Source organism: Actinophytocola sp. KF-1 (genome assembly GCF_054661535.1).
Map to the genome: position 1 here is coordinate 156,780 of NZ_BAAFVK010000009.1, position 23,207 is coordinate 179,986.

18 protein-coding genes are annotated in these 23,207 nt (G+C 71.3%); 9 read left to right on the plus strand and 9 right to left on the minus strand.

Annotation, left to right across the window (positions count from 1 at the left end):
• Positions 1 to 655 precede the first annotated feature (655 nt).
• Complete coding sequence (gene msrA, locus ACYQ77_RS26920; RefSeq protein ID WP_459716079.1) at positions 656 to 1,162, minus strand: peptide-methionine (S)-S-oxide reductase MsrA; 507 nt, start codon at positions 1,160 to 1,162, stop codon at positions 656 to 658.
• Positions 1,163 to 1,383: 221 nt separating this feature from the next.
• On the opposite strand from msrA, the gene ACYQ77_RS26925 reads away from it, so the two are divergent.
• Together ACYQ77_RS26925 and ligD are read left to right on the plus strand one after the other, a co-directional pair.
• Complete coding sequence (locus ACYQ77_RS26925) at positions 1,384 to 1,716, plus strand: MmcQ/YjbR family DNA-binding protein (RefSeq protein ID WP_459716458.1); 333 nt, start codon at positions 1,384 to 1,386, stop codon at positions 1,714 to 1,716.
• Complete coding sequence (gene ligD / locus ACYQ77_RS26930) at positions 1,703 to 2,713, plus strand: non-homologous end-joining DNA ligase (protein WP_459716080.1); 1,011 nt, start codon at positions 1,703 to 1,705, stop codon at positions 2,711 to 2,713. Before ACYQ77_RS26925 ends, ligD begins: the two co-directional genes overlap by 14 nt.
• 7 nt (positions 2,714 to 2,720) lie before the next feature.
• On the opposite strand, the gene ACYQ77_RS26935 is transcribed toward ligD, so the two are convergent.
• Together ACYQ77_RS26935 and ACYQ77_RS26940 are read right to left on the minus strand one after the other, a co-directional pair.
• The gene (locus tag ACYQ77_RS26935) at positions 2,721 to 3,125 is read right to left on the minus strand and encodes a RidA family protein (protein WP_459716082.1); all 405 of its coding nucleotides are present in this window, start codon (positions 3,123 to 3,125) and stop codon (positions 2,721 to 2,723) included.
• 10 nt (positions 3,126 to 3,135) lie between these two features.
• The gene (locus tag ACYQ77_RS26940) at positions 3,136 to 4,953 is read right to left on the minus strand and encodes an ABC transporter ATP-binding protein (protein ID WP_459716084.1); all 1,818 of its coding nucleotides are present in this window, start codon (positions 4,951 to 4,953) and stop codon (positions 3,136 to 3,138) included.
• Between the two features lie 140 nt (positions 4,954 to 5,093).
• Between ACYQ77_RS26940 and ACYQ77_RS26945 the strand changes: the two genes are divergently transcribed.
• Positions 5,094 to 6,287, plus strand: coding sequence for an NAD(P)/FAD-dependent oxidoreductase (locus ACYQ77_RS26945; RefSeq protein WP_459716086.1), 1,194 nt, complete (start codon positions 5,094 to 5,096; stop codon positions 6,285 to 6,287).
• Here ACYQ77_RS26945 and ACYQ77_RS26950 read toward each other — a convergent pair.
• From ACYQ77_RS26950 to ACYQ77_RS26960, 3 genes are read right to left on the minus strand one after another with little or no spacing between them, the layout of a single operon-like run.
• Entirely contained in the window at positions 6,279 to 7,778 is a 1,500-nt protein-coding gene (locus ACYQ77_RS26950; protein WP_459716088.1) for a tripartite tricarboxylate transporter permease, read from the minus strand. The genes ACYQ77_RS26945 and ACYQ77_RS26950 overlap by 9 nt on opposite strands.
• Positions 7,779 to 7,785: 7 nt before the next feature.
• Positions 7,786 to 8,307: a tripartite tricarboxylate transporter TctB family protein gene (locus ACYQ77_RS26955; RefSeq protein ID WP_459716090.1), complete on the minus strand. Its 522-nt coding sequence runs from the start codon at positions 8,305 to 8,307 to the stop codon at positions 7,786 to 7,788.
• Positions 8,304 to 9,296 carry a Bug family tripartite tricarboxylate transporter substrate binding protein gene (locus ACYQ77_RS26960; protein ID WP_459716092.1) on the minus strand — a complete coding sequence of 331 codons (993 nt, stop codon included), beginning with the start codon at positions 9,294 to 9,296 and terminating at the stop codon, positions 8,304 to 8,306. The genes ACYQ77_RS26955 and ACYQ77_RS26960 overlap by 4 nt, the downstream gene beginning before the upstream one ends.
• 184 nt (positions 9,297 to 9,480) lie before the next feature.
• Between ACYQ77_RS26960 and ACYQ77_RS26965 the strand changes: the two genes are divergently transcribed.
• The 4 genes from ACYQ77_RS26965 to ACYQ77_RS26980 all read left to right on the plus strand — a co-directional run bounded on the left by ACYQ77_RS26965 (position 9,481) and on the right by ACYQ77_RS26980 (position 14,523).
• A complete protein-coding gene (locus ACYQ77_RS26965) occupies positions 9,481 to 10,617 on the plus strand; it encodes an L-talarate/galactarate dehydratase (RefSeq protein ID WP_459716094.1) in 1,137 nt (378 codons plus the stop codon).
• A complete protein-coding gene (locus tag ACYQ77_RS26970) occupies positions 10,614 to 11,540 on the plus strand; it encodes an AEC family transporter (protein WP_459716095.1) in 927 nt (308 codons plus the stop codon). Before ACYQ77_RS26965 ends, ACYQ77_RS26970 begins: the two co-directional genes overlap by 4 nt.
• Positions 11,541 to 11,643: 103 nt before the next feature.
• Positions 11,644 to 12,876 (plus strand): GNAT family N-acetyltransferase, encoded by a 1,233-nt coding sequence (locus ACYQ77_RS26975; protein ID WP_459716097.1) that lies wholly within the window; start codon positions 11,644 to 11,646, stop codon positions 12,874 to 12,876.
• Between the two features lie 144 nt (positions 12,877 to 13,020).
• On the plus strand, positions 13,021 to 14,523 hold the full coding sequence (locus tag ACYQ77_RS26980) for an amidase family protein (RefSeq protein WP_459716099.1): 1,503 nt from the start codon (positions 13,021 to 13,023) through the stop codon (positions 14,521 to 14,523).
• Between the two features lie 72 nt (positions 14,524 to 14,595).
• On the opposite strand, the gene ACYQ77_RS26985 is transcribed toward ACYQ77_RS26980, so the two are convergent.
• The 3 genes from ACYQ77_RS26985 to ACYQ77_RS26995 all read right to left on the minus strand — a co-directional run bounded on the left by ACYQ77_RS26985 (position 14,596) and on the right by ACYQ77_RS26995 (position 18,468).
• Positions 14,596 to 17,559 carry a family 16 glycoside hydrolase gene (locus ACYQ77_RS26985; RefSeq protein WP_459716100.1) on the minus strand — a complete coding sequence of 988 codons (2,964 nt, stop codon included), beginning with the start codon at positions 17,557 to 17,559 and terminating at the stop codon, positions 14,596 to 14,598.
• 151 nt (positions 17,560 to 17,710) lie between these two features.
• Positions 17,711 to 17,863, minus strand: coding sequence for a hypothetical protein (locus tag ACYQ77_RS26990; RefSeq protein WP_459716101.1), 153 nt, complete (start codon positions 17,861 to 17,863; stop codon positions 17,711 to 17,713).
• A 119-nt stretch (positions 17,864 to 17,982) separates the two neighbouring features.
• Positions 17,983 to 18,468, minus strand: coding sequence for a nuclear transport factor 2 family protein (locus ACYQ77_RS26995; protein ID WP_459716103.1), 486 nt, complete (start codon positions 18,466 to 18,468; stop codon positions 17,983 to 17,985).
• Positions 18,469 to 18,725: 257 nt separating this feature from the next.
• Between ACYQ77_RS26995 and ACYQ77_RS27000 the strand changes: the two genes are divergently transcribed.
• Together ACYQ77_RS27000 and ACYQ77_RS27005 are read left to right on the plus strand one after the other, a co-directional pair.
• Entirely contained in the window at positions 18,726 to 19,844 is a 1,119-nt protein-coding gene (locus ACYQ77_RS27000) for a sugar phosphate isomerase/epimerase family protein (RefSeq protein WP_459716104.1), read from the plus strand.
• 26 nt (positions 19,845 to 19,870) lie between these two features.
• Positions 19,871 to 23,194 carry a ThuA domain-containing protein gene (locus ACYQ77_RS27005; protein WP_459716106.1) on the plus strand — a complete coding sequence of 1,108 codons (3,324 nt, stop codon included), beginning with the start codon at positions 19,871 to 19,873 and terminating at the stop codon, positions 23,192 to 23,194.
• The last annotated feature ends 13 nt before the right edge of the window (positions 23,195 to 23,207 follow it).

The window sequence follows — 23,207 nt, forward strand, 5'->3', positions numbered from 1 at the left end:
CTAGCAACGCACCTTTCGCGGCGTCAGCTTGCCCGCTTCGCGGGCCGGGCGCGCAGCGCCCGGCTTCCCGGGTGGCGATTGGGCCGTGAAAGGCGCGTTCGCGGCATCGGCGGGTACTGCGAAAGGCGCGTTCGCGGCATTGAGCGCCGGTAACGCACCTATCGCGGCATCACTGGTGCTGGCAACGCACCTTTCGCGGCGTCAGCTTGCCCGCTTCGCGGGCCGGGCGCGCAGCGCCCGGCTTCCCGGGTGGCGATTGGGCCGTGAAAGGCGCGTTCGCGGCATCGGCGGGTACTGCGAAAGGCGCGTTCGCGGCATTGAGCGCCGGTAACGCACCTATCGCGGCATCGCCGGTGCTAGCAACGCACCTTTCGCGGCGTCAGCTTGCCCGCTTCGCGGGCTGGGCGCGCAGCGCCCGGCTTCCCCGCGACGGGTGGCGCGTTCGTGGCATTGGGGTGTGCCGCAGAAGGCACGTTCGCGGCGTTGAGTGCTGGCAACGCGCCTCTCGCGGCGTGGGCCTTGCCCGCTTCGCCGGGCCGGGCGCTTCGCGCCGGCCCGGATGTCCTGCTCTCCGGTCGGCGCTAGGTCCCGGCCGAGTCAGCCCCGCACGGCGGCGGGCCGGGCGCGCAGCGCCCGGCCCGCCGAAACCCGCGAGTCACGCCGTGGCGTTCTCCGACAGTGTCCAGTCCGGGCGCACGTAGTGGCAGGTGTAGCCACCCGGGTGCTTGACCAGGTAGTCCTGGTGCTCCTCCTCGGCGTCCCAGAAGGTGTCGGCCGCCGTCACCTCGGTCACGACCTTGCCCGGCCACTTGCCGGACGCGTCGACCTCCGCGATCGTCGCCTCCGCGACGCGTTTCTGCTCGTCGTCCAGGTAGAAGATCGCCGAGCGGTAGCTGTCGCCGATGTCGTTGCCCTGGCGGTTCTTGGTGGTCGGGTCGTGCATCTGGAAGAAGAACTCCAGCAGCGCACGGTAGGTCGTCTTCTCCGGGTCGTAGACCACCTCGATGGCCTCCGCGTGGCCCCGGTGGTTGCGGTAGGTCGGGTTGAGGACCTCGCCGCCGGTGTAGCCCACGCGGGTGGCGACCACCCCGGGCTGCTGCCGGAACAGGTCCTCCATGCCCCAGAAGCACCCACCGGCGAGAATGGCGCGTTCGGTCGTCATCGGTCACCTTCCCTTTCTCTGGCCCTACCCCTCTCAGCGCGGACGACCGGGGCGTCCTTACCCGGAGGTGGGTCACCTCACAGTCATTCTCACCACCGGTGCAACCCGGCGGCACCCCGAGCCGTGGGAGGAGATCGGGCGCGCTCGCTCGGCGGCACCTTTTTGTCGGGGGTGTGCGCCAGAATGTCCCCGTGGCAGTTCCAGACAGTCAGTTCCTGCGGATGGTGGACCGGCTCGCCGACGTCGAGCGGGCGCAGGCCCGCGACTACACGTCCTTCAGCGTGCGCGGCAAGCGGTTCGGCTACTACTGGCCGCGCACGAAGACGGTCGGGCTGAAGCAGACGCTGTCGGAGCAGGAGGCGCTGGTCGCGGAGCGGCCGGACGTGTTCGAGGTGCAGTTCACGGCGGGCGGGTTCGGCTGGGTGGTGGTGTACCTGCAGGGCATCGACGGGGACGAGCTGACCGAGCTGGTCTACGAGGCGTGGCGGCTGTCCGCGCCCGACGACCTGGTCGACGCCAACCCGCTGCGGAGGGTGAGCCGTGGCAGGCGGTGACGTCGAGGTCCTGGCGGTCGCGGGCCACGACGTGCGGATCACCAACCCGGGCAAGGTGTTCTTCCCGGAGCGCGGGGAGACGAAGCTCGACCTCGCCCGGTACTACCTGGCGGTGGCCGAACCGCTGATGGCGGCCATGGGCGGGCGGCCGGTCATGCTGCAGCGGTTCCCGAACGGGGTCGGCAGCTCGTCGTTCTTCCAGAAGCGGGTGACCCCGACGAAGGCCGACCCGTGGCTCACGACCACCCGCGTGTCCACACCGAACGGCACGGTCTCCGACGCGCTCGTGGCGGTCGACCTCGCCCACGTCCTGTGGGCGGTGAACATGGGCTGCCTCGGGTTCCACGTGTGGCCGAACACCGCCGCCGACCCCGAGCACGCGGACGAGCTGCGCATCGACCTCGACCCGAGCCCCGGCGTCACGTTCCCGATGATCCGGGAGGCCGCGGCGGAGACGAAGGCGCTGCTCGACGAGGCAGGCGTCGCGAGCCACCCGAAGACCACCGGCAACCGCGGCATCCACGTCTACGTCCGCCTCGAACCGCGCTGGGACGGCTACCAGGTGCGGGCCGCGGCCGTCGCGGTGGCCCGTGAGCTGGAACGCCGCCGCCCCGACCTGATGACCGCCGCGTGGTGGAAGGAGGAACGCGGCAGCCGCGTGTTCATCGACTTCAACCAGAACGCCCCGCACAAGACGGTGTTCGGCGCGTGGTCGGTGCGCGCCAACCCGCACGCGCAGGTGTCGGCGCCGTTCACGTGGGACGAGCTGACGGCGATCGAGCCGCGCGAGCTGACGATGGCGACCGTGCCCGCCCGGGTGGCGGAACACGGCGACCCGTGGTCGGCCATGACACCGCAGTCGCTGGACCCGCTCCTGGCGATGTCCGAACGCGACATGGCCGCGGGTCTCATGGACGCCCCGTGGCCCCCGGTCTACCCGAAGATGCCGAACGAACCGCCACGCGTCGCCCCGAGCCGCGCCCGCAAGGAGCCCTGACGGACGGTCACCGGTCGGCGATCGCGGCCACCGCCTCGACCTCGATCAGCAGGTCCGGCCGGAACAGGCCCGCCACCTGGACGAGCGAGCTGGTCGGCGGGCGGTCGACGTCGACGAACTCGTCCCGCACCGCCCGCACCGCCGCCAGGTCCGAGGTGTCGACGACGTAGAAGGTGAGCTTGACGACGTCCGCCCACGTGGCGCCCGCGGCGGCGAGGGCAGCGCCGACGTTGCGCATCGCCTGGCGTGTCTGGGCCGCCCAGTCCCCGGCGGGCGCGGCGGTGCCGTCCGCGGCGATGGGCACCTGACCGGACGTCCAGACGAGCCTGCTGCCCGGTCCGATGCTGACCACGTGGCTGTACCCGTTGGGCTGGGGCAGCGTCGGCGGCGTGGAGAACTCGATGTCGGGCACGGCCGACATCCTAGGGCCGCCGATCACCGGTCATGGCCGAGACCGGGGCCTCGGCGTCGTCGGCCGCGTCCAGGAAGCCGCCCGACTGGTGTGCCCACAGGCGCGCGTACACGCCGTCCGCGGCCAGCAGTTCCTCGTGGCTGCCCTGTTCCAGGATCCGCCCGCGGTCCATCACGATCAGCCGGTCCATCCTGGCCACCGTGCTCAGCCGGTGCGCGACCACGAGCCCGGTCCGGCCCTCCATGATCCGCCACAGCGCCTGCTGGATCAGCACCTCGCTCTCCGAGTCCAGCGCGCTCGTCGCCTCGTCCAGCAGCAGGATCGGCGCGTCCCGCAGGATCGCCCGCGCCAGTGCCACGCGCTGGCGCTGACCGCCGGACAGCTTCACGCCCCGCTCGCCGACCAGGGTCTCGAAGCCCGACGGCAGCGTCTCCGCGAACTCGGTCACGTGCGCGGCCCGCGCCGCCGCCATGATCTCCGCGTCGGTCGCCGACGGGCGGGCGAACGCGATGTTCTCCCGCAGCGTGCGGTGGAACATCGCCGGTTCCTGCGGCACGTACGCGATCAGGCTCCGCAGGTCCGCCTGCCGCAGCCGCGCGATGTCCTGGCCGCCGACGGAGATGGTGCCGCCCTGGACGTCCATCATGCGCAGCAGCAGTTGCGTGAGCGTGCTCTTGCCGCCACCCGACCGGCCGACGAGCCCGACCTTCGTGCCGGCGGGCACCGCCAGGTCCAGCCCGTCGAACAGCACCGGCGCGCCCTTGTGGGCGAACCGCACGTCCGCGAACCGGATGTCCGCGGGCCCGGGCCGCAGCGGCTCGGGTGACGGCGGGTCCACCACGGTCGGCGGTTCGAGCAGCAGCTCGGTGAACTGCGCCGCCTCGGTCAGCGAGCTCTCGATCCGCCGGTAGATCTGGTTGAACTCGAACATGATCCGCGTGGCGCTGCTGAAGTACGAGAACGTCACGATGATCGCCTCGACGCCGAGCCCGCCGCCGGACAGGGTGATCGCCAGCACGAGGCCGGCCACGTTGGTGAGCACCGACAGCGGCGCGACCACCGTGTCGATCCGCAGGTTCGCGTAGTCCCACGACCGGATGGCGAGCCGCCGCTGCTCGGCGACCCGGCTGCGGTGCTCGGCCGCCTCCCGCTCCTCCGCCGCGAACGCGCGCACGGTCGCCATGTTCGTGAGGCTGTCCGCCACGTGCCCGGCCACCCGCGCGATCGCGGCCTCCCGCTGGTCGACGAGCGCCTGCCTGCGGCGCACCAGCGGCGCGATCACGCACCCGGTCACCACGATCAGCAGCACCAGCACCAACACCAGCACGGGGTGGTAGCGCCACAGCACCACCGACGCGAACCCCAGCGGCACGAGCGTCGCGATCACCGAGAACGCCATCGTGTCGACGAACTCCTCGAACCGCGACGCGAAGCTCAGCACCCGCTTGGTGAGCGAGCCCGCGAAGTTGTCGTGGAAGAACGCGGCGTCCTTCGCGAGCAGCTCGTTCATGCCGAGCACGTACAGGTTCTCGATCCCGCGCCCGTCCGTCCTGTTGAGACAGTGGATGCCCACGCGCCAGAACACCTCGGTGGCGAGCAGCGCGGCGGCGAACGCGAGCACCGACGGCAGCACGGTGGCGACCGTCACCGGCGCGCCGTCCGCGATCTTCCCGGCCAGGTCCGCGACGACCAGTGGCGCCACGTACAGCACGCACGTGTTCCCCAGCGCGGGCAGCAGCAGCGCGGGGATCGCGAGTCGTTTTCGGCGGCCCAGCTCCCGCCCGTAGCAGCGCAGCGCGAGCAGCACCGCGGTCTTGCGATCGGACACGGCGACCCTTCCCACAGAGTTCCCCCGGAATCACGCCGATGCCCCATGCTGCCGCACGGTCAGCCGCGCGGCGACCGAATATCGTGCGGGAGTCCAGTGCGGGTCGTCATCCTGTCCGGTGGGAGAGGGAGGTTCCGGTCATGCGATATGTGCTCGTCGGCGGTGGGGTGGCGGCCGCGGCGACCGCCGCCGCGCTGCGCAGGCGCGGGTTCGACGGCGAGATCGTGCTCGTGTCCGACGAGCCGGACGCGCCCTACGAGCGGCCGCCGCTGTCGAAGGACGTCCTCACGGGCGGCGACGTGGTGCCCGCACGCAAGCCCGAGTGGTACGCCGAGAACGACGTGGAGCTGCGGCTGTCGACGAGGGCGACCGCCATCGACACCGGTGCCCGCACGGTCCGGCTCGGCACCGGGGACGACCTCGGCTACGACGCGCTGGTCCTCGCGACCGGCATGCGGGCACGCAGGCTCGCCGGGTTCGACGGCGACCGGGTCCACTACCTGCGCACCGCGGCCGACGCCCGCGCGCTGCGGGCCGAGCTGGCCGCGGCCGAGCGGGTCGTCGTGCTCGGGGCCGGGTTCGTCGGCTGCGAGGTGGCGGCGTCCGCGGTCGCGCTCGGCAAGCAGGTCACGATCTTCGAGCCGGAGCCGGCCCCGCTGGCCCGTGTGCTCGGCGTGAAGATCGGCACGGCGGTGCTGGACATCCACCGGTCCCGCGGCGTGGTCGTGCGGACCGGCGAGTACGTCGAGTCGTGCACGCCGACGGCAGGCGGGCTGGTCCTCGACTCGAACCTCGGCGACCGCGTCGAGGCGGACCTCGTGCTGGTCGGCGTCGGCGCGCTGCCGAACGTCGAGCTGGCCGCCGAGGCGGGCATCGCGACCGGCAACGGCATCCACGTCGACGAGTACGGCCGCACCTCGGCGCCGGACGTGTGGGCGCTCGGCGACGTGGCCGCCCAGCTCCACCACGGCAGGCGGGTCCGGGTCGAGCACCACGACAACGCGCTGCGGCAGGGGCAGGTCGTCGCCGCGAACCTGACGGGCGAGCGGAAGCCGCACACCGACCCGCACTGGTTCTGGTCCGACCACTACGAGCACAAGCTGCAGTCCGTCGGCCACGTGCGCGACCTGGACGACCTGGTGCTGCGCGGGTCGGTCGAGGAGGGCGTGTTCTCGGCGTTCTCGCTCACCGACGGCCGCATCGACGGCGTGATCTCGCTGGGGCGGCCGGGTGACGTGCTCGCCGTCCGCCGCGCGCTGCACCTGCCGCACCACGTGACGGCCGACGAGCTGCGGGACGAGTCGCTGCCGCTCAAGCAGCTCCTGTCACGCTGAGGGGACCTTCTCCGCACCGCGGCGCCACGCCCGTCGCACGACCGGCAGCACGGCGACGACCACGAACGCGGCCAGGAGCGTGCCGGCGATGGGCCGGGTGAAGAACCCGGTCGCGTCGCCGTCGAAGATCAGCAGTGAACGGCGCAGCGAGTCCTCCAGCAGCGAGCCGAGCACGAACGCGAGCACCAGCGGCCCGGGGTCGAAGCCGAGCTTCTTCATCAGGTAGCCGACCGCGCCGAACACGATCACCAGCACGATGTCGAACACGTCGTTGCCGACCGTGTACACGCCGACCAGCGTGATCAGCACGGTGATCGGGGCGAGCACGGTCGCGCGGACCTTGAGGATCCGCACGAACAGCCCGACCAGCGGGATGCTCATGATCAGCAACAGGATGTTGCCGAGGTACATGGAGTTGACGACGCCCCAGAACAGCTCCGGCTCCTGCGACACGAGCTGCGGGCCGGGGCTCACGCCCTGGATCAGCAGCGCGCCGAAGATGACCGCCATGGTGGCGTTGGCCGGGATGCCGAGCGTCAGCAGCGGGATGAACGACGACGTGGCGGCCGCGTTGTTCGCGGTCTCCGGCGCGGCGACGCCCTCGACCGCGCCCTTGCCGAACCGGGACGGGTCCTTGGCGCGGCGCTTCTCCAGCGCGTACGCGGCGAGCGAGGACAGCACGGCGCCACCGCCGGGGAGGATGCCGAGGACGAACCCGATCACCGAGCCGCGGCCGATGGCACCGGAGGACTGCGCGAGGTCCTTCCTGGACGGCCACGCGTTGGCGACCTTGGCGGGTGCCTGCGCGGCGCGGTGGCGTTCCTCCAGGTTGTAGAGGATCTCGCCGAGCCCGAACAGGCCCATCGCGATCGGGACGAAGTCGATCCCGTCGGCCAGCGAGAGGTTGTCGAACGTGAACCGCTCGGCCGAGGTGAACCCGTCGCGGCCGACGGTGGCGAGCAGCAGGCCGACGCACGCGGCGACGAGCGCCTTGACCCGGTGCCCGCTGCTGACCGTCGAGACCAGCAGGATGCCCAGCAGCGCGAGCGCGGTGTACTCGGGCGGCCCGAAGTCCAGCGCGAACCCGGCGACCACGGGCGCGAGCAGCGACAAGGCGATGATCGACACGGTGCCGCCGACGAACGAGCCGATGGCGGCGATGCCCAGCGCGGTGCCCGCTCTCCCCTGGCGCGCCAGTTCGTGGCCGTCGAACACGGTCACCACGGACGACGCCTCACCGGGCAGTCGCAAGAGGACGGAGGTGATCGTGCCGCCGTACTGGGCGCCGTAGAAGATGCCGGCCAGCATGATGATCGCGGTCACCGGCTCGATGCCGAACGTGACCGGCAGCAGGATCGCGATGGTGGCGGCCGGGCCGAGGCCGGGCAGCACGCCGATCAGCATGCCGATGACGACGCCGATGAGGCAGTGGAGCAGGTTCGCCGGCTCGAGGACGACGCCGAAGCCGTCGATCACCGGGGACAGGTCCATCGTGCTCCTAGAACAGGTGCGGGATCGGCACGGCCAGCGCGGCCACGAACACGAGGTAGAACGCGACCACCACGCCGAGCGACGTGAGGATGGCGGCGCGCAGGCTCTCCCGGCCGAGGAACCGCAGCCACACGAAGCACAGCAGCGCGGCCGGGATCTCGAACCCGATCACCTCGATGACCGCGACGAACACGACCATCGTCGCGAGGCCGGCCAGCACGAGCCACGCGGCCGGGGTGAACCGCTCCGCGTCGTGGCTCCGGCGGACGGTGGCGAGCAGGACGAGCCCGAGCACGGTGAGCACGGCGCTCACGAGCAGCGGCCACGTGCCGGGCCCCGGCCTGCTCGCGGAGCCCGCGCCCATGGCCAGCGACCCGATCAGGGCGGCGACGCCCAGACCGGTGACCACGAGGGCGGTCACGGCGTTGCCGAGCACGCCGGCCGCGGGCGGCCGGTTCTCGTGCTCGATCTCCTCGACCTCGTGGATCGCCTCGTCGAGCGGGTGCCCGTGGGTGTCCCGCCCGGTCACTGCTCGGCGCCGAGGTCGATGCCGTGCTCCTCGACCACCGCCGTGTACTTGTCGAGGTTGCCGGTCCACTGCCCGCGCAACTCGTCGCCACCGACCTCGTTCGGCGTCAGCTGGTTGTCCTGGTTGAACTTCTTGTACGCGTCGGTGCCGAACGCCTTCGTGAACGCGTCGTTCAGCCGGTCGAGCACCTCCTTCGGAGTGCCCTTCGGCGCGAACACGGCACGGGACTGCTGCACCGGCACGTCGTAGCCCTCCTCGACCGCGGTCGGGGTGTCGGGCAGGTACGCCGGGCGCTGCTCCGCGAACGTGACGATCGGCGTCAGCGCACCGGCCTCGATCTGCTCGACCGCCTCGCCGAGCTGGATCGCGCCGACGTCGACCTGGCCGCCGAGCACCGCGGTCAGCGTCGGGGAGCCGCCGTCGAAGGGCACGGCGGTGGCCGTGATGCCGGCCTGCGCGAACAGCAGCGCCTGCGCCAGCTGGCTGCCGGTGCCGACGCCGGTGGTGCCGTACTTGATGGTCTTGCCCTTGAGGTCCTCGACCGTCCTCATGCCGGAGGACGGCGCGGTGACCAGCACGTAGTCGTCCTGGGAGATGCCGGTGACGATCTCGTAGTCGGCGATGTCCGGGGCCTCGCCCTCGCCGACGGCGAGCGGCGTGATGTAGGCGAGGCTGCCGTTGTAGATCATGAGCGTGTGGCCGTCGGCCTTCCTGCCCGCCAGCTCCTTGGCCGCGAGCGCACCGTTCGCGCCGGGCTTGTTCTCGACGGTGACGGCCACGCCGAGGTCGTCGGCGACCGTGTCGGCGAGCGCACGCGCGATGAGGTCGGTGCTGCCGCCGGGGTCCTGGCCGACGTAGATGGTCACCGGGTCGCCGCCGGGGTACGCCGAGCCGTCCCCGGAACCACCGCCGAGGTTGCCGCCGCAGGCGGTGAGCGCGAGCGCCAGCCCGACACCGGTCACCGCCACCCTGCCGACGCTGGTCTTCATGTTCTCTCCTTCGAGAAGCCCGACTCGGGACACCGGATTCGGGGAGCGTAATTTTCGGTGTCGATGCGTGTCCAAAACCCTTGAGGCATGGTCCTATACCTTTCCTGCATCGATGCCGTTCAGGTATCGAGCCATGCGCAACAAGCGTTGGACAGGCATCACGCGACGTTATTGCATAGTTGGCATGACCCCCGCCGCTGTTCTCGACCGGATCTCCTCGGTGACGCTCTCCTCGGTCACCCTGCCCCTGCCGACCGGCATCAGCGACGCGAAGGTGCTGACCGGCAGGCAGCGGCCGATGACCGAGGTCGCGTTCCTCGTCGCCGAGATCGGCACGGAGGAGGGCCACCAGGGCGTCGGGTTCAGCTACTCGAAGCGCGCGGGCGGCCCGGCCCAGTTCGCGCACGCCCGCGAGGTGGCGCCGGACCTGCTCGGCGAGGACCCGAGCGACATCGGCAGGTTGTGGACGAAGCTCGTGTGGGCCGGCGCGTCGGTGGGCCGCAGCGGTGCGTCGACGCAGGCGCTGGCCGCGATCGACGTGGCGCTGTGGGACCTGAAGGCCAAGCGCGCGGGCCTGCCGCTCGCGAAGCTGCTAGGCGCCCACCGCGACTCGGTGCGCTGCTACAACACCTCCGGCGGCTTCCTCCACGAGACGATCGAGCAGGTCAAGGACAACGCGACCCGCACGCTCGCGTCGGGCGTCGGCGGCATCAAGATCAAGGTCGGGCAGCCGGACTGGCGCGCGGACCTGCGGCGCGTCGCCGCGGTCCGCGAGCACATCGGCCCGGACGTGCCGCTGATGGTGGACGCGAACCAGCAGTGGGACCGGCCCACGGCCATGCGCGTGAGCACGGCGCTCGAGGAGTTCGACCTGGTGTGGATCGAGGAGCCCCTCGACGCCTACGACGCGGAGGGCCACGCCGAACTGGCCCGCGCGCTCACGACGGCCGTGGCGACGGGTGAGATGCTGACGAGCGTGGCAGAGCACGACGAGCTGCTGCGCCACCGCGCGGCCGACATCCTGCAGCCGGACGCGCCGCGCATCGGCGGCATCACCCAGTTCCTCAAGCTCGCGACGCTGGCCGACCACGCCCGCGTGGGCCTGGCGCCGCACTTCGCGATGGAGATCCACGTGCACCTGGCCGCCGCGTACCCGGCCGAGCCGTGGGTGGAGCACTTCGACTGGCTGTACCCGTTGTTCAACGAGCGCCTCGAGATCAGCGGGGGCCGCATGCACCTGTCGGGCAGGCCGGGGCTGGGCATCACGCTGAGCGAGCAGGCCCGCGCGTGGACCGTGGACAAGGTGACCGTCAAGGCGTGAGTTCCGTCCTCGCCGGCTTCGGGGCCCTGGTGGCGGTCATCGCGGTCGGCTGGCTCGCCGGGCGGGTGCGGGTGCTCGGCGACGGCGCGTCCGAGGTGCTGTCGCGGCTGTCGTACTTCGTCGCCACGCCCGCGCTGCTGCTGATCACGCTCGCCGAGGCCGACGCGGGGGTGCTGGTCTCGCCCGCGCTGGTCGCGACCGCGGGCAGCGCCGTGCTGTGCGGGCTCCTGTACGCGCTGATCGCACGCCAGCGGTGGCGCAGCAGGCCGGCCGAGCTGGCCACCGGCGGCCTCGCGTCGTCCTACGTGAACGCGGGCAACCTGGGTGTGCCGATCGCGGTCCACGTCCTCGGTGACGCCTCGTACGTGGCCCCGGTCCTGCTGTTCCAGGTGCTGGTGCTGGCACCGGTCGGGCTCACGGTGCTCGCGGGCTCGCGGGCGGCGTCCCCGTCCCGGCTGCGGCTGCTGACCCAGCCCCTGCGCACGCCGGTGGTGATCGGCTGCGCGCTGGGCCTGCTGGTGGCGGCGCTCGGCGTGCGGCTGCCGCCGCTGGTGTGGCAGCCGATCGAACTGCTTGCGGCGCTCGCCGTGCCCGCGGCGCTGCTGGCGTACGGCATGAGCCTGCACGGCGCGCCCCGCCCGGCGACGGGCGACGGCGCCGGGCCGGTGTGGCTGGCGGTGGTGTTGAAGACGGTCACGCAACCGGTGCTGGCGTACGTGCTGGGGCGGTGGGTGGCGGGGCTGGAGGGCACGGCGCTGATGGCGGTGGTGATCACGTCGGCGCTGCCGACCGCGCAGAACGTGTTCGTGTACGCGACCGCCTACGACCGCGGCACCCGCCTGGCGCGGGACGTGGTGCTGCTGTCGACGGTCCTGTCGGTGCCGGTGCTGGTGGCCGTCGCGGTGCTGCTGGGGGCGCGATGACCACCCCGCGGGAGCGGCTCCCGCGGCGGCCGACGAGGTCGTGTAACGGAACCGTCACGGCCACGCCCCGCCCGGGCAAAGGGCGGCGGCGAACCTGGACGGCATGAGTGCCAGACCCAGCTCCTGGACGCACGAGCTCGTCGAGCTCGCCGCCCTCTTCCTCGCCGTCGCGGCGGCCGACCTGTTCGCCAACTCGGTCGCACACGTCTCCCGCGGCGTCGTCGTGCTCACCGCGCTGGCCGTGCTGCTCCTGGTGTGCGCCGTGGTGCACCACCGGGTCCGGCACCGCCCGCGCCCAGCCCGCGCACCGGAGCCGGAGCCGGAGCCCAGGTCGGACACCACCACCTGGCGGGTGCGCGCCACGGTCCGCGACACCCCGGGCAGTCTCGCCGGTCTCGCGGCCGGGCTGGCGAGCCGGGACGTGAACATCCTGTCCGTGCAGGTACACCCGGTACCGGACGGCGTGGTCGACGAGTTCCTCGTCGAGTCCCCGGCGCCGGCGGCCGAGATCGCCGGCGCGGTCGGGCTCGGCGGCGGGCGGGACGTCACCGTGACCGCGGCCGACACCCACGACCTGGTCGACATCCCCACCCGGATCCTCACGATGATCACCGAGGACGTCACCGACGGCGTCGACCTCGCCCGGTCCGTCCGCACGCTCGTCGGCGAGTGCGCGCTGCGCTGGGACCCCGACGGCGAACCCACGGACGGGCCGGACGGCGCGACCATGCGGTTGCGCGACCCGGAGGGCGGCGTGCTGACGGTGACGCGGCCGGGCCCGGCGTTCACCCCGGCCGAGTACGCGCGCGTGCACGCCCTGCTCGACCTGGACGGCGAGTTCGCGCGCTGGCTGCGGGCGCAGCACTCCGCGCTGCTGCTCGCGTCGGGCGAGGAGCTGACCGTGCGCCAGGCGTCCGCCGACGACGTGCCCGCGTTGCTGGCCATGCACTTCCGGTGCAGCAGGCGGTCGCGGCGGCTGCGGTACCTCGGCGGCGGCGCCCGGCCCACCGCCGCCGACCTGACGAGGATGGTGAACCGCAGGCACGGCCGCACCCTGGTCGTCGCCCACCCGGACGGCGACCTCGTCGCGATGGGCAACCTGATGCACGACGGCGACGACTCGGAGGTCGCGCTGCTCGTCGAGGACGCGTGGCAGCGCAGGGGCATCGGCTCGGTGCTGCTGCGCAGGCTGCTGGCGACCGCGCCGGACGGGCGGCCGACAGTCGCGGTCACCGAGCACGACAACGCCCCGATGCTGGCCGTGCTGCACCGGGCGGGCGCCGCGCTCGACCACGTGGAGACCGGGGTCGCGCACCTGACGCTGCCGGGCCGCTGAACGGGCCCGGACATGGGAAAACCCTGCGGTGCTGCCAGGTCGGGGGTCCGCCAGCACCGCAGGGTCACTCAGATCATCGCACCGGCCCCGCCCGTTGTTACAACCTCCTTGTCACGCGGCGGGAACTTGGCCACCCTCGTCGGGGTGCCGACCACCCACGCCATCGACCTCGAGACCGTGACCGTCGCCCGGCTGCTGCGGCTGCTCGCCGACGGGCACGTCACGAGCGCGGACCTCGTCCGGGCCTGCACCGACCGCATCGCCGCGCTGGACGGCGCCGTGGGCGCGATCCGCGCGCTGAACCCGGCCGCCGCGGACGAGGCGCGGGCCGCCGACGAGGCCCGCGCCCGCGGTGTGCGGGACCGGCCGCTGCTCGGCGTTCCCGTGCTGCTCAAGGACAACGTCGACGTCGCGGGCATGCCGACCACCGCGGGCTCGGTGGCGCTGGCGGCGTCGTACCCGGCGGCCGACGCCACGCTGGTCACCGGCCTGCGGGCGGCGGGCGCGGTGGTGCTGGGCAAGACCAACCTGACCGAGTTCGCGAACTTCCTGGCCGACGGCATGCCCGGTGGGTACAGCTCGCTCGGCGGCCAGGTGCTCAACCCGTACGACACCGCCGAGTCGCCGAGCGGCTCCAGCTCCGGCTCCGCCGTGGCCGCCGCCATGGGGTACGCGCCGCTCACGGTCGGCACGGAGACGTCCGGCTCGATCCTGTCCCCCGCCGCGTCGAACTCGGTCGTGGGCATCAAGCCGACGGTCGGGCTCGTCAGCCGCACCGGGGTCGTGCCGATCGCCGCCGGCCAGGACACGGCCGGGCCGATGACGAGGACCGTCGCCGACGCGGCCCGCCTGCTCACCGCGCTGACCGGCGTCGACCCCGAGGACGCCGCGACGGCCGCCAACCCCCTCGCGGACCACGACTTCACCCGTGACCTCCGCGCCGATGCCCTGCGGGGCGCCAGGATCGGGGTGGTGCGCGACCAGGTCCCGCCCGGCACGACGGACAGCCGCGTGCTGTGGGACGCCGCGGTGGCCGTGCTGCGGGAGCAGGGCGCCACGCTGGTCGAGGTCGACCTCGACACCGACGAGGGCTTCGACTCGACCGTGCTGAACTACGAGTTCAAGCGCGACCTGAACGCGTACCTCGCGCGCCTGCCCGCCGGCGCGCCGGTCCGCACGCTGGCCGACGTGATCGCCCACAACGAGGCACACGCCGGCGTCGCGTTGAAGTTCGGGCAGGCCCGTGCGCTGGCGGCGCAGGCGATGGACCTGTCCCCCGGCAGTGCCGACACCGCGCGGCACGACGCCGACCGGGCGCGGGACCTGGTCGAGAGCCGCGATCGGCTCGACGGGATCATGGCCGGCCACGACGTCACGGCGCTGCTGTTCGCGGGGGCGGGCGGCGCGAGCATCGGCGCGAAGTCCGGGTACCCGTCGGTCAGTGTGCCGGCCGGTTACCTGGCCGCGAATCGGCGGCCGTTCGCCATCGCCCTGCTCGGATCGGCGTGGAGTGAGCCGGAACTGGTCGGCTACGCCCACGCCTACGAGCAGGCCGCCGGTGTGTGGCGGCCGCCTTCCGTGATCAATCCGACGTTGTTCCGGCGTGGTGCCCGGACAGGCGCGTCCAGGACACCCGGCATGTCCTGAACGGCGCGTTCAGGTCACCGGGCGACATGAACGCGCCGTTCAGGACAGCGGCCCGCGGCCGAGGTCGAGGCGCTACGACAGCGGCTCGATCCAGATGTTGCGGAAGCGGGGGTTGGCGCCCGCGTCGCCGTGGTCCTGCAGGCGGATCGACTGTGGGGTCGCGTCCTCCGGGAGGCTGTCGCCGGTACCGCCGTCGACCTCCACGTCGTTGTGCACCAGCACGCCGTTCCACACGACCGTGACCCGGGCGTTCGCGACCTTGGTGCCCGCGCTGTCGAACCGGGCGGCGCGGAACGTGATGTCGTAGGTCTGCCACGTGCCGGACGCGGTCGCGGCGTTGGTGCTCGGGGCGCGCTTGTTGTAGATCGAGCCCGCCTCGTTGATCGCCGGCGGCTTGCCGAACGACTCCAGCACCTGCACCTCGTACCGTTCCTGCAGGAACACGCCGCTGTTGCCGCGCGCCTGCCCGGTCACCTCCGGCGGGTACTGCGGCTCGTACCACTCGACGTGCAGGCGGAAGTCGCCGAACTTCTGGCGGGTGCGGATGTCGCCGCCGAGCGACTCCATCGAGCCGCCCGAGACCGGCCACGTCGCCGCGCCGCCGGCGCGGGCCTCCCACGCGTTCAGGTTCGTGCCGTCGAACAGCACGATCCGCTGCCCGGGCGCGACGGTGAGCTTGTCGAGGTTCACGTTGCCACTGTCGCCCGTGTCGTAGCGGTAGACCACCGTGTTGGTGCCCGCGTTCAGCGTCACCGGCTCCGTGTGGGTGGCCCACGTGTCCCAGTTGCCCGTGCTCGCCAGCGGCACCTGCTTCACCTTGGCGCCGTTGACGTACAGGCTCACGGTCTTGGTGCCCGCGAACGGGTTCGGGCCGTTGGAGTACCGCAGCGCGAGCGTGTGCGTGCCCGCCGCCGCGGCGCTGACGGCGAACGACGTGGTGGCGCCCGCGTTCCAGTACCCGTCGACGAAACCGGTGCCGGAGTAGCCGGTGTGGTCGGTGTTCACGGACGCGCCACCGGACAGGCCCGCGGTCTCGGCCTCGTAGTCGGTGGCCCGCCCGGCCGTGCCCGCCAGCGCGTTCAGCGTGTACCAGGCCTCGGTGCTCCACAGCGACGCGCCGGACTCGGCCGCGAACGGCCGGGGCGACCGCACGTGCACCACGTGCCCCGCCAGCAGCCCGGAGATCTTCAGCGTCACCTTCCTGCGGTCCGCGGACGGGGTCGCCGAGGTGACGGTGAGGGTCCGCTCGTCGACCTTCGGCCCGCCGTAGGCCGCGGTCGGCACGTACCGCCACTGCCGCACCTGGTACTTCGCCACCAGGTCCTGGACCGTCGCGGCGGACAGCGGTTGCGTGTACTCCAGCTCGAAACCGCCGTCGACCGCGCGCATGGCGAGGATGTCGAACGCGGTGGTGCCGTTCGGCGTGAGCTTCTGCAGCCCGTACGACAGCTTGCCGGGCTGGCCCCAGTTGCCGCCCGCGCCGATCCCACCGGTGTAGATGGCGCCGTCGGGACCGAGGCTGATCCGGCTCACCCCGGCCTCGAGCCCCTGCGTCATGCGGAAGACCGCGCCCTGGTACTCGCCGTTGACCTTCTCCAGGTACCCGCGCTGCAGGCCGCCGTAGGTGACGTCCCCGAACACGAGCTGACCGGCGAACGGACCGGTGGTGAGCTGCACGGGGTTGCTCGGCGAGTTCGCGATCTCGTTCTGCGGCAACCACAGCACCGGCTGGGTGACCGGCCGGTCGTCGAACGGGCCGTCGGGGTTCATGTAGTGGTTGAAGAACCGGTCCTGCTTGATGTGCAGCAGCTTCGACGACGGCAGCCAGCCGCCCTGGTTGTCGGTGACGAACACGTCACCGTCGGGCCCCCAGCCGATGCCGTGCGGCGTGCGCAGCCCGCCGGCCACATAGGACACCGCACCGGTGGCCTTGTTGACCTTGATGGTGGTGCCGCGGTTGGGCGCCGGCTGCGGGTCGGTGGTGGCGCCGCCGAGGTTGATGGCGACCGACAGGTTCAGGTAGAAGAAGCCGTCCCGGTACAGCAGCCCGAACGCGAACTCGTGGAAGTTGCCGCCGAACGGCCAGGTCGCGATCGTGCGGTAGTTGTCGGTGACCCCGTCGCCGTTGGTGTCGTTCAGCTCGGTGAGTCCGTCTTTTTCCGAGACGTACAGCTTGCCGTCGACGTACTTGATGCCCATCGGCTCCTTGAGCCCGGACGCGATGCGCTGGCGGGTGACGCGGGACGGGTCGGTGTTGCCGGTGACGCCGCTCAGCAGGTAGACCTCGCCGAGCTCGTTGTCCGAGCCACCCCAGGTCGCGATGGCGAGGCGGCCGTCCGGCAGCCAGTCCATGGCCGACACCTGCGGCTCGAACCCGGCGGGCCGCAGGTTGGTGAGCGTGTAGCCGGGGTGCACGCCGGTCAGCGGGAGCCCGTCACCTGGTGAGTCGCCGCCTGCCTCGCACTCCTTGCGGCCCGGCGCGGTCACCCGCACGACGCCCGCGTCGGTGGACAGGACGCTGTTCGGCACGACCGTGTACGCGGACGCGCCCGGTGGGCGCCACTCGAGGGTGATCTGCTGGCCGCCCGCGTTGTCGAAGTGGTCGATGCGCAGGGCGTGGTAGCCGGTGGTGAGGGCGACCGAGCCCTCGGCGGACGTCGGCGCGTGCAGCCCGTCGTGGTTGACGACGGTCGAGCCGTCGATGCGCAGGCGCGACCCGTCGTCGCTGGTGATGCGGAAGGCGTACGTGCCGGCGGTGGCGATGTTGATGTTGCCGATGACCTCGGACTGGAAGAAGTCCGCGACGCCGAACTCGGTGCCGCTCCAGTTGATGGTCGGCATGAGCTTGTCGACGTTGGGCGTCTGCCCCGCTTTCAGCGTGCAGAGCTTGGACAGTTCTGTCTGGAGGTCGTAGACCCGGAGCGTGACGCCGGGCTCCTGGGGCGGCACGGCGGCCGCCGACGCGGAGCCGGGCAGGACCGCGAGACTGGTGAAGGTGACGAGGGCAGCAAAAAGCCCACCGATGGACCGGCGCATGTCTTCTCCCGAAGGGCTGGATGCAGGGGGTCACAGCCGCGTTACGAACCGTAGGACCACTTTTGTAGACGGTCAACGAAAGTCGGTCGAGGACATGCAAAGTTACGTCAAACGGACGCAATAGTCCGACGGGTAGCCAAATACCCGGCGATCAGGACGGCGTGAAGCCTTCCTCGGTGTGCTCGTGGAGCGGCTCCGGAGGTGCGGTTTCGTCGGTCTCCGTCTCCGGTTGCCTCACCTCGCGGGCGTACTCCTTGGCTTCCTTGATCTTGCGGTCCACCTCGTCCAGGTCCGGCTCCGGCATCGCCCCTCCTCGGTTCGCGGGTCGTCCCGGCAGGGCTACCACGCCCGGAGGGCGCGAAACTGCCACCGGCGGTGGTCGATCGACTACCGGCCGGAGCGGTCGTTCAATCGTCAACCTTCTCAGGTTGCAACCTGTTCCACCGGCCAGCGATTGGCGGTCAGCCGGAAGCTCGGCATGTCGTCGAGGGAGAACACCGCCTCGTAGGTCCGCTCGTAGCCGGTGTGCGCGATGCGCCAGCGGCCGTCGTCGTCAAGGCGGTACCGGTCCTCGTAGAACGCGGCGCCCGTGATCACCACGCGGTGCGCCACGGCGATCACGGTGTCCTGGAACGCCCACCGCCCGGTCGCCTCCCCGCCGTCGACCGCGATCTCCGGATGGGTGGCGAAATGCGTGGTGACCATGCCCGCGCCGAGGTTCTCGCGGAGGAACGCGACGAGCGGCGCCCTGCCGTCGAAGTGCAGCGGGCCGCCGCGGACCGGGGTTCCGTAGTCCGCGGTGGCGTCCACGCACAGCGTGTCGGCGAGCCCCTCCCAGTCCTTGGTGTCGACGCAGCGGAGGTAGCGGTACTTGAGGCGCTTGATCTCTTCCAGCACGACGAGGTCCATGCGTCCAGCTTCCGCCGGAGGCCGCCGCAACACAAGAACGTGTTCTTGTTTGATCAAGCAAGGTACTTTTGCTGTTGATCAACGAAAGTATGCACGTATTCGCAGAAAGCGTGCGATACTTCACGCCGAAGTCTTCACGCAGCTGTCACAAGCAGCTCACACACCGGTCTCCACAGGACGTCCGTTCACGCGGGCTCAGCGCCCCCTTCCTCCCTTTGCCCTGGCTGAGCCCTGCCCGCAGAAAGGTGATCCTCCCCATGAGCGACAAGCACGACAGACGTACGTCCCGGTTCACCCGGCGTGACGTGTTCAAGGCCTCGGCCGGCGCGGCCGCGGTCCTGGGTGCCGCCGGGCTGCCGGTCCTCGCGACCGGCACCCCCGCCCTCGCCGACGAGGGCCACAAGAACGGGCACCGCAAGGGACTGCACGTCGAGCCGCTCATCCCGAGCCGCAACCGGGGCATCATCCTCTACAGCGTCCGCGACCGGATCTCCGCTGCCCCCGACGACAGCGGCATCCCGTACGGCTTCGAGCGCGTGCTCGCCCGGCTCGCCGAGATCGGCTACTCCGAGATCGAGTTCGCCGGGTACAACCAGCACACCTCGATCCTCGGCCGCCAGATCACGCCGCGCGAGATCCGCAAGATCCTCGACGACAACGGCCTGGTCGCCAACGGCACGCACACCCAGATCAACCCGGCCACGTTCGAGCAGCAGATGGACATCGCCGAAGAGCTGGGCATGCGCAACATCGGCACCGGCAGCGACCCGACGAGCAGCGCGTACAAGGCGGACTGGGACGCCGCCGCCGACACGTGGAACGAGCTGGGTGAGCGGGCCCGCGCCCGCGGTCTGCGCCTCTACACGCACAACCACGACGTCGCCTACAGCTTCCTGCTGGACTCCGGCCCGCTCGACGCCAACGGCAGGCCGACGCGTTCGTCGGGTGTCCGCCGCCTGGAGTACTTCTTCGAGAAGACCGACCCGCGGTACGTGTTCTTCGAGATGGACGTGTTCTGGGCCTACGTCGCCCGGTTCAAGCACCAGACCTACACCGACCCGCGCGGCAACCAGAAGACGGACCTGTTCGACCCGATCCTGACCGTCGCGCCGCGCACCACCCGGTTCCCGCTGTTCCACGCCAAGGACGGCAACAAGAACCCGGCCGTCGGCAACGGGTACGACATGGTGCCGCTCGGCGAGGGTGACATCAACTTCCAGCAGTTCTTCCAGACCATCGGCGAGCAGGACTTCCACCACGCCAACTGGGAGCAGGACACCGCGCCCGGCGGCGCCGCCAACCCCGGCCAGTCCCTGAGCTTCGCCGACCTGAGCTACACCAACATGTCCGAGCTGACGATCTACAAGAAGCACTGATCCCGAGTAGACGCCTGGAGGGAACCATGGCAGTTTCCCGAAGACGCCGGTGGCTCGCCGGTGCGACCAGCTTCGTCGCCGCCGCGGCACTCGCCGTGCCCGGCGCCACCCCGGTCGCGGCGGCGCCCGCGACCGGGGACGTCCCCACCTCGACCGGTGCCGAGAACGGCCCGGCCGCGCTCCGCTCCGACGCCCGCGCACCCGAGAGCTACCGGGTGCTGGTCTTCACGAAGACCGACGGCGAACGGCGTCCGTCCATCAAGGACGGTGTCGAGACCATCAGGACCCTGGCCGCCGCCAACGGTTTCCAGGTCACGGCGACCCAGGACGCCGGCGCGTTCACCGAGGCCAACCTGGCGCGGTTCCGCGCGGTCGTGTTCCTCAACACCACCGGCAACGTGCTGAACTCCGCACAGGAGAGCGCGTTCGAGGGCTACATCCGCGCGGGCGGCGGCTACGTCGGCGTCCACGCGGCCGCCGAGACCGAGCCGGACTGGGCGTTCTACCAGAACCTCGTCGGCACCAGGGTGTCCGGCGTCGCGAGCACCGGCCGCGGCACCGTGGCCGTCGCCGACCGGGCGCACCCGTCCACCGAGACCGTGCCGAGGACGCTCACGCTGACCGAGGAGTGGTACAACTTCGCGGCCAACGTGCGTGGCAAGCAGCACGTGCTCGCCACGGCCGACGAGAAGTCGTTCACCGGTGGTGCCATGGGCTTCGACCACCCGGTCGCCTGGTGCCAGGACCACGTCGGCGGCCGGAGCTGGTACACCGGCCTCGGCCACTCGATCGAGTCCTACCGCAACGCGGGCGTGCGCAAGCACCTGCTGGGCGGCATCCAGTGGGCCGCCGGTGTCGTCGAGGGCGACTGCGGCGCGACCGTGCTCGGCAACTACGAGAAGGTCACGCTCAACGACGAGCCCGGCGAGCCGATGTCGCTGGCCGTCCTGCCGGACGGGCGGGTGCTGCACAACACCCGCGGCGGCGAGGTCCGGCTGTACGACCCCGCCTCCGGCGCGAGCCCGGTCATCAACACCATCCCCGTCTACAGCCACGACGAGGACGGTCTGCAGACCCTCGCGATCGACCCGGAGTTCGCGACCAACAAGTGGGTCTACATCTACTACTCGCCCAGGTTGAACACCCCGGTCGACGACCCGTCGACGCCGGGCGTCAACGAGGGCGACGCGCCGCTGTCCAGCACGGACCCGACGGTGTGGGAGAAGTTCAAGGGCTACAACCAGCTGTCGCGGGTGAAGTTCGTCGACGGGGAGAACCCGCGGCTGGACATGGCCACCGAACAGCAGATCCTGCGCGTGCCCGTCGACCGCGGCATCTGCTGCCACGTCGCGGGCAAGGTCAAGTTCGACGGCAAGGGCAACCTGTTCCTGATCACCGGTGACGACACCAACGCGGGCGGGTCGGACGGCTTCACGCCGATCAACGACGGCCCGAACGCGGCACCGGGGCTGGACGCGCGCCGTTCGTCGGCCAACACCAACGACCTGCGGGGCAAGCTGCTGCGGATCAAGGTGCGGGCCAACGGGACCTACACGATCCCGAGCGGCAACCTGTTCCCGGAGTCCACCGACTACGAGAACAAGACCCGTCCCGAGATCTTCCTGATGGGCCTGCGCAACCCGTTCCGGTTCGACGTGGACCCCGCCGGCCGGGTGTACGTGGCGGACTACTCCCCCGACTCGCGCACCTCGAACCCCACCCGGGGACCGGAGGGCACGGGCCGCTGGTTCAGCACGAACAAGGCGGGCAACTGGGGCTGGCCCCTGTGCGTCTCGCCGAGCCTGCCGTACTTCGACTACGACTTCGACACGAAGACGTCGGGGTCGGCGTTCAACTGCGGCGCGCCGGTGAACGACTCGCGGCACAACACGGGCCTGCGGGTGCTGCCACCGGTGCAGCAGGCGCAGTTCTGGTACACCTACGAGGCGCGGACGCCGTGCGCCGGGTCCTATCTGGACAACCCGCCGACGGCGTGCGACTTCAAGTGGCCGGTCATCGGCACCGGTGGTGTCGGGCCGCACGGTGGTCCCATCTACTCCTACGACAGCGAGAACGCGTCGGAGACGAAGTTCCCGGAGTACTACCACGACTCGGTGGTGTTCGGGGAGTTCACGCGGGACAAGCTGTTCATGATGCGCACCGACGGCAAGGGCAACCTGACCGGTGTCGAGCAGTTCCTGCCCGGGTTCGTGTTCGACAACCCGATGGAGATGGAGTTCGGGCCGGACGGCAGCCTGTACGTGCTGGAGTACGGCGACGGGTTCTTCCGCCCCAACCCGGACGCGCAGCTGTCGGTGATCCGGTACGTGAAGGGCACGCGGTCGCCGGTCGCGGTCCTGAACGCCTCGCCGACGTCGGGCCAGGCGCCGCTGACCGTGTCGTTCGACGCCTCGGGCAGCAGCGACCCGGACCCCGGTGAGTCGATCTCGTACGCGTGGGACTTCACCAACGACGGGACCGTCGACTCGGCGGACCCGGTCACGTCCCACACGTACACGACCAACGGGACCTACACCGCGAAGCTGACGGTGACGGACTCCTCCGGCAAGACCGCGGTGCTGACCAGGGTGATCACGGTCGGCAACACGGCGCCGACGGTCACGGTGACGTCGCCGGTGGCGGGATCGTTCTTCGACTGGGGCGACGACGTCCCGTTCGAGGTGACGGTCACCGACCCCGAGGACGGCACGATCGACTGCTCGCGGGTGACCGTGACGTTCGTGCTCGGGCACGACAGCCACGGCCACGGTGACGCGTCGACGACGGGCTGCACCGGTGTGCTGCCGAGCCCGGAGGACGGCGCCGACCACGCGGGCGGTTACCTGTACGGCGGGATCAGCGCGCAGTACTCCGACCTCGGTGGTGGCGGCCAGCCGCCGCTGACGACGATCGGGCAGACGGTGATCCAGACGCCGCGCCAGCAGGCGGAGTTCGCCCAGGTGCGGCAGGGCGTCGAGATCGCGAACACCTCCGACACGGGCGGCGGGCAGCAGCTCGGCTCCATCGACAACGGTGACCTCATCGCGTTCGACCCGATCAACCTGGGCGACGCGACGGCGGTGACGTTCCGGTACTCGGGTGGGTCGGCCGCGACGGCCGGCCAGCCGAGGGCGGCGGTGGAGCTGCGGCTCGACTCGCCGGCCGGGCCGCTGGTCACCACGGCGACGCTGGCCGCGACGAGCGGGAACAACGCGTGGGCGAGCCAGTCCGTTCCGGTGTCGCAACCGGCGGGCGGGCACCGGCTCTACCTCGTGTTCCGCTCCGTCACGGGCGGGCCTGCCACAGGGTTGGTCAACCTGAACTGGGTGGAGTTCACACCCGCGGGATGACCAGGGGATGGTG

Bases quoted from the DNA above. Each gene is read 5' to 3' on its own strand.
- ACYQ77_RS26985 (WP_459716100.1), bottom strand. From the start codon at position 17,559: ATGCGCCGGTCCATCGGTGGGCTTTTTGCTGCCCTCGTCACCTTCACC.
- ACYQ77_RS26995 (WP_459716103.1), bottom strand. From the start codon at position 18,468: ATGGACCTCGTCGTGCTGGAAGAGATCAAGCGCCTCAAGTACCGCTAC.
- ACYQ77_RS26965 (WP_459716094.1), top strand. From the start codon at position 9,481: ATGACCCCCGCCGCTGTTCTCGACCGGATCTCCTCGGTGACGCTCTCC.
- msrA (WP_459716079.1), bottom strand. From the start codon at position 1,162: ATGACGACCGAACGCGCCATTCTCGCCGGTGGGTGCTTCTGGGGCATG.
- ACYQ77_RS26975 (WP_459716097.1), top strand. From the start codon at position 11,644: ATGAGTGCCAGACCCAGCTCCTGGACGCACGAGCTCGTCGAGCTCGCC.
- ACYQ77_RS26925 (WP_459716458.1), top strand. From the start codon at position 1,384: ATGGTGGACCGGCTCGCCGACGTCGAGCGGGCGCAGGCCCGCGACTAC.
- ACYQ77_RS26990 (WP_459716101.1), bottom strand. From the start codon at position 17,863: ATGCCGGAGCCGGACCTGGACGAGGTGGACCGCAAGATCAAGGAAGCC.
- ACYQ77_RS27005 (WP_459716106.1), top strand. From the start codon at position 19,871: ATGGCAGTTTCCCGAAGACGCCGGTGGCTCGCCGGTGCGACCAGCTTC.
- ACYQ77_RS27000 (WP_459716104.1), top strand. From the start codon at position 18,726: ATGAGCGACAAGCACGACAGACGTACGTCCCGGTTCACCCGGCGTGAC.
- ACYQ77_RS26950 (WP_459716088.1), bottom strand. From the start codon at position 7,778: ATGGACCTGTCCCCGGTGATCGACGGCTTCGGCGTCGTCCTCGAGCCG.
- ACYQ77_RS26960 (WP_459716092.1), bottom strand. From the start codon at position 9,296: ATGAAGACCAGCGTCGGCAGGGTGGCGGTGACCGGTGTCGGGCTGGCG.
- ACYQ77_RS26945 (WP_459716086.1), top strand. From the start codon at position 5,094: ATGCGATATGTGCTCGTCGGCGGTGGGGTGGCGGCCGCGGCGACCGCC.